General features: G+C 70.2%; 7 protein-coding genes. 3 read left to right on the top strand and 4 right to left on the bottom strand.

The features are described from left to right. Nucleotides 1–10: 10 nt before the first annotated feature. The gene (locus H0E82_RS09460) at nucleotides 11–589 is read left to right on the top strand and encodes a GNAT family N-acetyltransferase (RefSeq protein WP_180545219.1); all 579 of its coding nucleotides are present in this window, start codon (nucleotides 11–13) and stop codon (nucleotides 587–589) included. A gap of 121 nt (nucleotides 590–710) precedes the next feature. Next, on the top strand, nucleotides 711–4,226 hold the full coding sequence (gene mfd, locus H0E82_RS09455) for a transcription-repair coupling factor (protein WP_180545218.1): 3,516 nt from the start codon (nucleotides 711–713) through the stop codon (nucleotides 4,224–4,226). Between the two features lie 91 nt (nucleotides 4,227–4,317). Here mfd and H0E82_RS09450 read toward each other — a convergent pair whose 3' ends face one another. From H0E82_RS09450 to H0E82_RS09440, 3 genes are all read right to left on the bottom strand, one after another. Beyond that, nucleotides 4,318–4,806, bottom strand: a complete 489-nt coding sequence (locus H0E82_RS09450; RefSeq protein ID WP_180545217.1) for an NUDIX hydrolase — start codon at nucleotides 4,804–4,806, stop codon at nucleotides 4,318–4,320. 52 nt (nucleotides 4,807–4,858) lie between these two features. After that, nucleotides 4,859–8,185, bottom strand: coding sequence for a hybrid sensor histidine kinase/response regulator (locus H0E82_RS09445; RefSeq protein WP_180545216.1), 3,327 nt, complete (start codon nucleotides 8,183–8,185; stop codon nucleotides 4,859–4,861). Between the two features lie 118 nt (nucleotides 8,186–8,303). Continuing rightward, the gene (locus H0E82_RS09440; RefSeq protein ID WP_180545215.1) at nucleotides 8,304–10,517 is read right to left on the bottom strand and encodes a TonB-dependent receptor; all 2,214 of its coding nucleotides are present in this window, start codon (nucleotides 10,515–10,517) and stop codon (nucleotides 8,304–8,306) included. A gap of 189 nt (nucleotides 10,518–10,706) precedes the next feature. On the opposite strand from H0E82_RS09440, the gene H0E82_RS09435 reads away from it, so the two are divergent. Further along, a complete protein-coding gene (locus tag H0E82_RS09435; protein ID WP_180545214.1) occupies nucleotides 10,707–12,104 on the top strand; it encodes a GntP family permease in 1,398 nt (465 codons plus the stop codon). Here H0E82_RS09435 and trxC read toward each other — a convergent pair. Beyond that, nucleotides 12,088–12,552 carry a thioredoxin TrxC gene (trxC, locus tag H0E82_RS09430; protein ID WP_180545213.1) on the bottom strand — a complete coding sequence of 155 codons (465 nt, stop codon included), beginning with the start codon at nucleotides 12,550–12,552 and terminating at the stop codon, nucleotides 12,088–12,090. The two genes, H0E82_RS09435 and trxC, sit on opposite strands and share 17 nt — an antisense overlap. Nucleotides 12,553–12,589 lie beyond the last annotated feature (37 nt).

Genomic DNA, 12,589 nt, shown 5'->3' with positions numbered 1-12,589 from the left:
TCCCCAGTCGATGACCGCACGCAACCGCCTCCCTCCCTGGCATGAGGAAATCCGCCTCGCCAACGGCCGCCAGGTGCTGATCCGTCCCATCCGCCCGGCCGACGCCGAGCCGCTGCGCGCGGCGTTCGCGCTGCTGGAGCCCGACGAGGTCCGCCAGCGTTTCCTGTTCGCGCGTGCGGAACTGTCCCCGGAGACCGCGAGCCGGCTGACCCAGCCGAATCCGAAGTCGGAATTCGTGCTGGTGGCCGCAGAACCCATGACCCCCGGCGATGCGCTGGTGGGCGCGGTTGCGCGGGCGGCCGTGCTCCCCGGCACCCGCCAGGCCGAGTTCCACATCCTGGTCAGTCACTATGTCGCCGGCATGGGCCTGGGCCGGCACCTGATGCGTCGCCTGGTGCGCTGGGCCAAGGGCAAGCGGCTCGAACGCCTGTTCGGCGACGTGCTGGAAGAGAACGAGCCGATGCTGGCGCTGGCCAAATCGCTGGGCTTCCAGCGCGAAGCGGTGGACGCGCCGGGCATGGTGCGGGTATCGCTCGATCTGCGCCGGGCCAGCGCGCACGACACCGCGCCGGCACTTCCGCTGGGCTGATAGTCCACGCTCCACGGCGCCTGCACTGTCGCGGGCGGCGAGACGCGTTCGTTTAGACTTCCGCGCTCGCGACGAGCGGCCCAGCCGCCGCCGTGCGTCCTTCTGCTGCCCGAATTCCAGAATGCCCAAGTCGTCGCCGTCCGCCGCCCCACCCCTGCCCGCCTCCGGCCAGGCCCGCGCCTGGTGGCGCGCGCCCGTCAGCCGCAGTGCGCTGGCCTGGGCGGTGCTGCAGGCTGCACGCACGCACCGTGGCCCGCTGCTGCTGGTCGCCCGCGACAATCACGGTGCGCATCAACTGGAACACGACATGCGCACGCTGGGCGGCGACGATCCGGCGCTGCCGGTGCTGGGCTTCCCGGATTGGGAAACCCTCCCCTTCGACCGGTTCAGTCCGCACCCGGACATCGTCTCGCAGCGCCTCGCCGCGCTGCACCGCCTGCCCTCGCTCGAGCGGGGCATCGTGGTGGTGCCGGTGCAGACCCTGATGCAACGGCTGGCACCCGTGCGCTACATCGCCGCGAGCAGTTTCGATCTGGCCGTCGGCCAGACGCTGAACCTCGAATCCGAGAAGCGCCGGCTCGAACGCGCGGGCTATGCCCATGTCCCGCAGGTCCACGATCCCGGCGATTTCGCCGTGCGCGGCGGCCTGCTCGATGTGTACCCGATGGGCACCGGCCAGCCCTACCGCATTGAGCTGTTCGACGATGCGATCGAGTCCATCCGTGCCTTCGATCCGGAATCGCAACGATCGCTCGACCGCATCGATGCGCTGCGCCTGCTGCCGGGCCGCGAGGTGCCGATGGACGAGGCCGCGACCGCGCGGGCGATGGATGCCCTGCGCGACCGGTTCGACATCGACACCCGGCGCAGCGGGCTCTACCAGGACCTGAAGGCCGGCGCCGCGCCCGCCGGCATCGAGTACTACCTGCCGCTGTTCTTCGAGGCGCCGCGGCGGGCGCTGGCCGAGCGCGACGCCGCGGCCGTTTCCACCGCGACGCTGTTCGACTATCTCCCCGCCACGACGCTGCCGGTGCTCGACACCGGCGTGGGGGCGTGCAGCGAGCAGTTCTGGGACCAGATCGCGCACCGCTACGACCAGTTGCGTCACGACATCGAACGTCCGCTGCTGCCGCCGGGCGAGCTCTGGCTGGCACCGGACGCGTTGCGCGAACGCCTCAACCAGGGTGTGCGCGTGGAGGTATGCGAGCCTGCGCACCCGCGTCATGGGCAGGCCGCCGCACTGGGCGACCAGCCCGCGCCGGAGTTGCCGCTGGCCGCACGCGACGCCGCGCCGGCCCAGGCCCTGCGCGGTTTTCTCGATCATTACCCCGGCCGGGTGCTCGTGGCCGCGGACTCGGCGGGGCGCCGCGAGGCGCTGCTCGAGGTCCTGCAGGCCGCGGAGCTGCGCCCGGCGGTGCTGCCCGGCTTCGGCGGGTTTCTCGCCGGGGACGCGCCGTTCGCGATCGCGGTCGCGCCGCTCGACGACGGCTTCGCCCTCGACGCGCCACAGATCACGGTGCTCACCGAGCGCCAGCTGTTTCCCGAGCGCGCGGCCCAGCCGCGTCGGCGCAAGCGTGTAGGGCGCGACCCGGAAACCATCATCCGCGACCTCGGCGAACTCAGCGAAGGCGCGCCGATCGTGCACGAGGACCATGGCGTGGGCCGCTACCGCGGCCTCGTCGTGCTCGAGGCCGGCGGCCAGCCCGGCGAATACCTCGACATCGAATACGCCAAGGGCGACCGCCTGTACGTGCCGGTGTCGCAGCTGCATCTGGTCAACCGCTACTCGGGCGCGTCGCCGGAGACCGCGCCGCTGCATTCGCTCGGCGGCGAAGCCTGGACCAAGGCCAAGAAGAAAGCGGCGGACAAGGTGCGCGACGTCGCCGCGGAACTGCTGGAGATCCAGGCCAAGCGCCAGGCCCGGGCCGGGCTCGCACTGGAGGTGGACCGGGCGATGTACGAGCCGTTCGCGGCCGCGTTCCCGTTCGAGGAGACGCCCGACCAGCACGCTGCGATCGAGGCGGTGATCCGCGACCTCGGCAGCAGCCAGCCCATGGACCGCGTCGTCTGCGGCGACGTCGGCTTCGGCAAGACCGAGGTCGCCGTACGCGCCGCGTTCGTGGCCGCAGCGGCGGGGAAGCAGGTGGCGGTGCTGGTGCCGACCACGCTGCTCGCCGAGCAGCACTACCGCACGATGGCCGACCGCTTCGCCGACTGGCCGTTGCGGGTGGAGGTGCTGTCGCGGTTCAAGAGCACCAAGGAGATCAAGGCCGAGCTCGAGAAGCTCGCGCGCGGGGAGATCGACGTGATCGTCGGCACCCACCGCCTGCTGCAGCCCGACGTCAAGTTCAAGGACCTGGGCCTGGTGATCGTTGACGAGGAGCAGCGCTTCGGCGTGCGCCAGAAGGAGGCGCTCAAGGCGCTGCGCGCGAACGTGCACCTGCTCACGCTCACCGCCACGCCGATCCCGCGCACGCTCAACATGGCCATGGCCGGCCTGCGCGATCTCTCCATCATCGCCACGCCGCCCGCGCACCGGCTGGCGGTGCAGACCTTCGTCGTGCCCTGGGACGACGCGCAATTGCGCGAAGCCTTCCAGCGCGAACTCGCCCGCGGCGGCCAGGTCTACTTCCTGCACAACGACGTCGAGAGCATCGGGCGCATGCAGCGTGAGCTGCAGGACCTGGTGCCCGATGCGCGCATCGGCATCGCCCATGGCCAGATGCCCGAGCGCGAGCTCGAACGCGTGATGCTGGATTTCCACAAGCAGCGCTTCAACGTGCTGTTGTGCTCGACGATCATCGAATCGGGCATCGACATCCCCAACGCCAACACCATCATCATCAACCGCGCCGACAAGTTCGGCCTGGCCCAGCTGCACCAGCTGCGCGGGCGCGTCGGGCGCTCGCACCATCGCGCCTACGCCTATCTGGTCACGCCGGACAAGCGCAGCATCACCAGCGACGCACGCAAGCGCCTGGAGGCGATCGCGTCGATGGACGAGCTGGGTGCCGGCTTCACCCTGTCCACGCACGATCTGGAGATCCGCGGCGCCGGCGAGCTGCTCGGCGAAGGCCAGAGCGGGCAGATGGCCGAAGTCGGTTTCAGCCTCTACACCGAGCTGCTGGAACGCGCGGTGCGCAGCATCAAGCAGGGCAAACTGCCCGACGCCGATGCCGCCGACGCCCGCGGCGCCGACATCGAGCTGCACGTCCCGGCGCTGATTCCCGACGACTACCTGCCCGACGTGCACGCACGCCTGATGCTCTACAAGCGCATCAGCAGCGCACGCGATGCCGACGCGCTGCGCGAGCTGCAGGTGGAGATGATCGACCGCTTCGGCCTGCTTCCTGACCCGGCCAGGCATCTGTTCGCGGTCGCCGACCTGAAGCTGCAGGCGACGGCGCTCGGCGTGCGCAAGATCGATCTCGGCGAGGCCGGCGGGCGCGTCCAGTTCACGGAAAAGCCGCATGTCGACCCGATGGCGGTGATCCGCCTGATCCAGGGCCAGCCGGCCCACTACCGGATGGACGGTCCGGACAAGCTGCGCGTCACTCTCGAGCTGCCCGAGGCAGAAAGCCGGATCAAGACCGCGCGTGGCCTGCTGATCGCGCTGGCGCCTGCGGGCGCGGGCTGAGGCCGCCGGGTCGGCCGCGGGCCGACTGCACCGGGAGCGCGCCACGCGCCGATGCGACGGCGTCGCCCACGCGGCGCCGGGATCGACGGGCTCAGATCCGGGAGAACGTCCAGGACTGCATCGTGCCGTCGCGGTAGGGCATCACCCCGTGGAAGGCCCGCGGATCGTCGTCGAACACCAGCGGCAGGAAATGGCGGTCGCCGTCCCACATCGGCAGCTCGGGCAGCCGTGCGATGTCCACCCATTCCAGGGTGCCTTCGACATTCGCCGCCGGCGGCGTGCCTTCGAAGGCGTCGATGACGAAGACGAACCCCAGCCAGTCCTCGCCCTGCTTGCCGAATCCCGGCCAGCTGATCGTGCCGCGCAGCGTCATCGCGGTGCAGGCGATGCCGGCTTCCTCGAGGATCTCGCGGCGCATGCCAGCCACCACGTCCTCGTCCGCCTCCAGCTTGCCGCCGAGGCCGTTGTACTTGCCGAGGTGATGATCGCCGGGCCGCGCATTGCGGTGGACCATGAGCACCCGCCGGCCATCGGGCGAACGCACGTAACCCAGGGTCGCGACGATCGGGGTGTAGGGCATGGACGCGGCGCCTGTCGAAGGGCCGGCCATTCTAGCGGCGCGGCGGCCACGCTCAGGCGCGCATCGCGCGCAGCCGCTCGAGCACCGATTTGAGCGCCAGCGGACGCACGGGTTTGGCGAGCAGGGACACGCCCGCCTCCAGCGCATGTCGGCGCACCGCGTCGTTGTCGTCCGCGCTGAGCACCAGCAGCGGCCGGCCGTCGGCGCCGGAAGCGAGTCGGTCGTGCAGGGCGAGGCCCGTGTCGCCATCGTCGAGGTGGTAGTCGAAGATCCACAGGTCGACCTCGCCGCCCTCCAGTGCACGACGCGCGCCCGCCTCGTCCGCGGCGGCCCGGACACTGCAGCCCCAGCCTTCGAGCAGCCGGGCCAGACCCTGCAGGGCCGCCGGGTCGTTGTCGACCAGCAGCACGCGGGTGCCGGCCAGTCCCTGCCGCGTCGCCGGCGCGGGCATCGGCGGCGGATCCTGCATGCGGCGCAGCTCGACCCAGAACGCGGTCCCGTGCGCCTCCCGGCTTCGCAGCCCCAGCGGCGCATCGAGCAGGCCCGCGATGCGTTCGGCGATGGCGAGGCCGAGCCCGAGCCCCTGTCCGGCAGCGCCCTCGCCGCGGCGGAACTCCTCGAAGATCGTGGCCTGCTGCGCCCGGGGGATCCCCGGGCCCGTGTCGTGCACTTCGACGCGGACGCGTGCGCCCTGGCGCCGCACCCCCACGACCACGCGGCCGCGCGCGGTATAGCGCACCGCATTGGCGAGGAAGTTCTGCAGGATGCGTCGAAGCAGTTGCGGGTCGCCCTTCACCCAGACGCCGCTCGGCACGTGACGGAAGCCCAGGCCGCGCTCGGCGGCGAGCGCCGCGAACTCCGATGCCAGCGGATCGAGCACGTCGGCCAGGGGGAACGCGCGCACCTGCGGTACGAGCCCGCCGGCTTCGAGCCTCGACATGTCGAACAGGCCGGCCAGCAGACCGGCGGTGGAATCGAGCGCGCCGCGGATCTGTCTCAGCTGGCGCCGCTGGCCATCGGGCAGCGCCTGCTGCGCGAGCGCGTCGGTGAACAATTGCGCGGCATGCAGGGGTTGCAGCAGATCGTGGCCGACCGCGGTGAGGAAGCGGGTCTTGGCATGGTTAGCACGTTCCGCTTCGCGCCGCGCCTGGTCCAGACGGTCGGTGCGGTCGGCGACGCGCTGTTCCAGCGTCTCGTTCGAGAGCCGCAGGGCGTGCTCGGTGCGCCGGAACGCGGTGACGTCGGTGAACGTCGCGACGAACCCTCCCCCGGGCATCGGGTTGCCGCGGATCTCGATCACCTGGCCGTGGCGCAGCGTGCGCTCGGCCACGTAGGGCGTGCCGGCGCGCATGTGGCGCAGACGCTTGCCCACTTCCACATCGACCTCGACCGCCCCGATGACGCCATGCGCCACGTTGTGCCGCACCAGCTCGGCCACCTCGATGCCGACACGAAGCAGCTGCGCCGGATAGCCGAACAGTTCGGCGTAGCGGGCGTTCCACGCCACCAGGCGCAGCTGGTCGTCGACCACGCTGATGCCCTGGCTCATGTTCTCCAGCGCCGCCTCCAGCACGCGCTGGTTGAACCGCAGATCGCGCGATGCCTGGCCGACGATCTGCGCGACGGTGTCGAGGTCCGGACCGGCCTCGCGGCGCGCGGCGTCCAGCAGAAGGCGCGCCGAGGCCGCACCCAGCACGGCCGACAATTCGCGCTCCAGCCGCGCCTGCACCGCGACCGGCACCGCGCCCTGCACCGGCGCATCGGCCAGCAGCGCATCCACACGCGCTGCCGGGAGGAAGCGTCGGCCCGCGCCCGCCAGCGTCTGGCGGCTCACGCCGGGCCGCGGCCCGGTATCGAACGCCGGCCCGCGCCACCACGCCACCAGCAGGGTCACTGCGGTCCCGACGAACAGGCTCACCCCGACCGCACGACCGAGCCGGCTCCAGCCGGTCAGTCCGAACAGCCCGTCGGGGGCCAGCCACGCCAGACCCATGGGGCCGTCGCGCACCCACGACGGGTCCATGCTGCCGGCCAGCATCAGCATCGGCAGCAGCATCACCCAGCACCAGGCGGCGAATCCGGCGAGCACGCCGGCCAGCGCGGCTGCAGGCGGCGTCTGCGGTCGCCACACCGCGAAGCCCAGGGCCGGGACCAGCGTGGCCAGGGCCGAGAACGACACCGCGCCGACGTCGGCCAGCGCGTCGTTGCCGCTGACCAGCCGGCTGTACAACCAGCCCGACAGCATGATCGCGACGATCACCCCGCGGCGGAGGGCCAGCAGCGCACCGCGGCGGTCGTTGCCGTCGTCGCGTGCCCACGCGCCGCGCAGCAGACCGGGCGCGAACCAGTGGTTGCCGATCATCAGGCTCAGCGTCAGCGTGCTCACCACGACCATGCCGGTCGCCGCACTCAGCCCCCCCAGGAACACCAGCAGCGCGAGCCCCTCCTGGCCCATCGCCAGCGGCAACGCCAGCGCGTACATGTCCGACGACACCGCGTCTCCCAGCAGTGCCTGACCGGCGCGCGCCAGTGGCAGCATCGGCAGCGCGATCAGCAGCAGATACAGCGGAAACCGCCAGCGCGCGGCGCGCACATGGGCTTCGTCGCGGCACTCGACGATGCCCACATGAAACTGGTGCGGAAGGATGAACATCGCGGCCGCGCCCAGCAGTACCAGCGGCACGAATCCGCCTGCCGGCGCAACCGTCGGCGGCGGCACGGCCGGAAGTCCGCGCAGGCCGAGCCAGACGAACACGCCCAGGGCCAGCATGGCCACCAGCTTGAACAGCGATTCGAACGCCATGGCCAGCACCAGCCCGCGGTTGTGCTCGGCCGCGCTCGCCCGCCGTGTACCGAACAGCATCGTGAACAGTGCCATTGCCAGCGCCACATACAGCGCCCCGTCGCGCAGCGGCGCCGCGGCCGTGGCCGCCGGCGGCAGGCCGAGCAGGGTCGCGTAGCTCATCGCCGCCGCCTTGAGCTGCAGGGCGATGTAGGGCACGAGGCCGAGCGCGACGACGAGCGTGACCGCAGCCGCCAGCCAGGCATCGCGCCCCAGCCGCGACGCGATCAGATCGGCCAACGAGGTGGCATTGCTCTCGCGGGCCAGACGCACGAGACGCACCAGCGCCGGCCACGCCAACAGATGGAAGAGGATCGCGCCGAGAAACGTGGGTGGCAGCGGCCAGCCGTACCGGGCGGCCTGGGTGACCGTGCCGTAGAAGGTCCAGGAGGTGCAATGCACCGCCAGCGACAGCACGTAGACATGGCGCCAGCGGGCCGAAAACGCGTCGGCATGACGCTCGCCGTAGAGCGCCGCGGCGAACATCAGCCCCAGCCACAGCGCGGTCGCCAGCAGCACCGTGCCCACACTCAGCATCCACGTCTCCCCTGCCCCGGCGCGCGACGAAGCGCCGCGGCCGCCTCATGGCCGGCGGCGAGGATAACGCAACGGCGGGATGGCCCCGCCGCTGCGCCGTGTCCGCGCGACGCCCCGCTCAGAACTCGTAGCGGGCGGTCAGCGCGTACTGGCGCGGCGCGCCGTAGAACCCGGTCAGCACGCCGTAGGCCGGAATGTTGTAACCGGTGGTGCGGTATTCCTCGTCGAGCAGGTTGCTGCCCTGGAGCGAGAACGACCACGCGTCGTCGAGGCGCCAGATCACGCCCGCACCCAGCAGCCCGTAGCCACCCTGGCGGATCGCGGGGCTGAGATCGGTGGTCGGCCACACCGCGCTCTGATAGCTGTAGCCCACGCGCATCGACATGTTGCCGCCGTCGGCAAGCGGCAGACGATGCTCCAGGTTCACCGCGCCCGACCACTCCGGCGCGTTGGTGAAGAACTGGCTGTCGGCGACGTTGACGCCCGAGGTGATGAATTCGTCGTACTTCGCATCCAGCCACGCGAGGTTGCCGGTGAGTGCCCAGTTCGTCGTCGGCAACCACTGGTATTCGACCTCGGCGCCGTTCACGGTGCCCCGCCCGGCATTGGTGAAGTCGCCGAAGAAGCTCTGGGAACCGTTGGGCAGCGTGTACGACGTGAACACCGACAGCTGGATGTCCTTGTAGCGGTTGTGGAACGCGGCGAGGTTGAGGAACAGCGTGTTGTCGAGCAGGGCCATCTTGCTGCCCAGCTCGAAACTGTCGACGGACTCGTCGTCGAAGGGCTCCCCCGAACGCGGCACCGCGGTGGTGTTTGCGCGGATGTTGAACCCGCCCGACTTGAAGCCGCGGCTGGCGAGCCCGTAGACCATCACGTCTGGCGTGAGCTGGTAGTTCAGCGAGACCTTCGGCGAGACGTTCTTGAAGTTGACCGTCTTGTCGAAATTCGCGGCTGTCCCCCAGGACGTCGTGTACTGGTTGCTGGTGTAGAAGCGGTTGAGCGCAAGCGCGTCCTTGTCCTCGTCGGTGTAGCGTGCGCCGACGTCGAGCGCGAGGCGCTCGGTGAGATCGAAGGTCCAGTCCGCATAGGCCGCGAAGCTGGTGGTGGTCACCACGCCCTGGGTGTCGCCGAACAGCGGATTGGTCAGCGCGGGCGGCAACAGCGGATTGGAGAACCAGTTCAGCACCTGGCCACCGGCTTCACCCTTGAACCAGTACAGACCCATCACGCCGCGCGCGCGCCCGCCGGCATCGAAATTCGCCTGGAGCTCGTTGCTGACCTGGCTGTCGCTGTAGAAGGCGCGCACGTCGACCAGCGGCTGCGGCAGGGTATCGAAATCGATGTTGGTCTCGGTGTCGGACTCGCGCTTGGCGAGTACGTACTTGAACGCCCAGTTCTCGCCCGGGCGCCAGTTGACCGTGGCCGAGGCGCCCTTCATCTCGGTGTTGTTGATGTTGCGCATCCCGCTGCGGATGTCGTATCGCGAGTCGAGCGGCGCGAGGCCCGGTGCGAGCGGATTGGTGGCCAGCATCCTGGCGCCGCGCACCCCTGACTTGTCGTCCACCCAGTCGAGCGCGAACTGCACGTCGAAATCATCGCCGGCGAACGCACCCAGCTGGAAGCGTGCGGCGTTGATCTCCTTGTCGCTCACGTCCTGGCCGGTCTCCAGATTGGTGCCGAAACCGTCGCGGTTCATGCTGGCCACGGCGACGCGCGCGCGCAGACCGCTGTCCTCGCCGCCGATCGGACCGCCGAGTGCCGCTTTGGCATCGAGCTGGTTGTAGTTGCCCACCGTCACCGAGGCGAAGCCCTGCGTCGTACGCGGAAGACCGGCGGAGATGTATTTGATCGCGCCGCCGATGGTGTTCTTGCCGTACAGCGTCCCCTGCGGCCCGCGCAGCACCTCGATGCGACCGACATCGAACACGTCGAGCAGCGCGCCCTGGGGCCGCGCGATGTAGACGTCGTCCAGATAGATGCCCACGCCCGGGTCCACGCCCCACAGCGGATCGGCCTGGCCGACGCCGCGGATGTAGGCGGTGACCGTGCTGGTGGAGCCGCGCGCAGCGTAGACGGTGAGGTTGGGCACCTGGCTGCCGAGATCGGATAGGTCCTTGATGTCGAGCTTGTCCAGGGTCTCCGGGGTGAAGGCCGTGACCGCGACCGGCACCTCCTGCAGCGTCTCCTCGCGCTTGCGCGCGGTGACCGTGACCGCCGACAGCGTGCGCGCCTCGCTGCGGGCATCGGCAGCGGCGTCGACCGGCTGCTGCGCCTGCGCCGCAGTCGCGGCGAGGCCGATGGCGATCGCGAGTCCCAAGGTGCTGTGCTTCATGTTCCCCTCCCACAGGGTGTCGTGATGCCGGCAACGCCGTTGCGCCACCGCGCGGTCCCCCGGACCATGACGGCAAGCCTAGGCAGCGATACGCGCCGCGACACTTGTACCTTCGGACAATGGCCGGCGGCATGGGGGCTGCCGACACTGCGGACCGTCCGGCCGTGCGCCGCTGTCCCGTGGGAAGACATGGATTTCGTGATCGTGCTGGGCGCGCTGGTGTTTCTGATGGTGGTCGCGTACCGCGGCTACAGCGTGATCCTGTTCGCGCCGATCGCGGCGATGGGCGCGGTGCTGCTGACCGATCCGTCGCTGGTGGCGCCGATGTTCACCGGCTTGTTCATGGACAAGATGGTCGGCTTCCTCAAGCTGTACTTCCCGGTGTTCCTGCTCGGCGCGGTGTTCGGCAAGCTGATCGAGATCTCCGGCTTCTCGAAGTCGATCGTGGCCGCGACGATCCGCCTGTTCGGGCCCAGGCAGGCGCTGCTGTCGATCGTCGTGGTGTGTGCCCTGCTGACCTACGGCGGCGTCTCACTGTTCGTCGTGGTGTTCGCGGTCTACCCGTTCGCGGCCGAGTTGTTCCGCCAGAGCGACATTCCCAAGCGGCTGATCCCGGGCACGATCGCGCTCGGTGCCTTCACGTTCACGATGATGGCGCTGCCCGGCACGCCGCAGATCCAGAACATCATCCCGACCGCGTTCTTCGGCACCGATTCCTGGGCCGCGCCGGTGCTGGGCACGCTGGGTTCGGTGCTGATCTTCGCGTTCGGCATGCTGTACCTGGAGTGGCGCCGGCGCACCGCGGTGGCCGCCGGCGAAGGCTACGGCACGGATCTTCGCAACGAACCCGAGCCGTTCGCCGGCGGCCGGCTGGCGCATCCGCTGATCGCGCTGCTGCCGCTGCTGCTGGTCGGTGTGTCGAACAAACTGTTCACCCTGTGGATTCCGCGCGTCTACGGCAGCAGCCACGTGTTTCCATCGTCGGCGATGCAGGACGCGGTGCCCGTGGTGCAGGAGATTTCGCGCATCGCCGCGATCTGGGCGGTCCAGGGCGCGTTGCTGGTCGGCATTCTCGCGGTGCTGTGCCTGGCCTGGCGGCCGGTCACGGCTAAGTTCGCCGAGGGCACCAGGACCGCGGTCGGCGGCGCCTTGCTCGCGTCGATGAACACTGCGTCGGAATACGGCTTCGGCGCGGTGATCGCGGCCCTGCCCGGCTTCCTTCTGGTCGCCAATTCGCTCAACTCGATTCCCGATCCGCTGGTCAATGAAGCCGTCACCGTGACCGCGCTCGCGGGCATCACCGGTTCGGCGTCGGGCGGCATGAGCATCGCACTCGCAGCGATGGCCGAGAGCTTCATCGCCAACGCGCAGGCGGCCGGCATCCCGATGGACGTGCTGCACCGGGTCGCGGCGATGGCCTCGGGCGGCATGGACACGCTGCCGCACAACGGCGCGGTGATCACCCTGCTCGCGGTGACCGGACTCACCCACCGCCAGAGCTACAAGGACATCTTCGCGATCACGCTGATCAGCACCGCCGCGGTATTCGCGGTGATCGCGCTGTACTACCTCACCGGCTGGGTCTGAGCGACGGGGCCGCCTGCAGCTGGGTGCGCGTCCACTGCACGATCGCCTGCGCGGGCATCGCGCCCGACTGACGCGCGAGTTCGCGACCACCGGCGAATAGCACCAGCGTGGGAATGCTGCGGATGCCGAGGCGCCCACCGAGGACCGCTTCGGCCTCGGTGTCCACCTTCGCCAGCGCGACCTCCGGCGCCAGCGCGCGCGCGGCAGCCTCGAACGCCGGCGCCATCGTCCGGCAAGGGCCACACCACGGCGCCCAGAAATCCACCAGCAACGGCGCGTCCGAGCGCAGCGCATGGGCGTCGAAGCTGCCGGCATGGAGTGCGAACGGCGCATCCGGCCGCAGCGGCATGCCGCAGCGTCCGCAGGTCGGTGCCTCGCCGAGTCGCGCCACGGGCACGCGGTTGCGGCTGTGGCAGTGTGGACAGGCGACGATCAGGGAGTCGGACATGACGAGCTCGCAACGGAATGTCGGGGAGGAGCATGCA

It is taken from the genome of Luteimonas deserti (assembly GCF_013425765.1).
Lineage (GTDB): Bacteria > Pseudomonadota > Gammaproteobacteria > Xanthomonadales > Xanthomonadaceae > Luteimonas > Luteimonas deserti.
The sequence above is the reverse complement of the archived record's forward strand: the minus strand, read 5'-3'. Positions and strand labels throughout refer to the sequence as shown.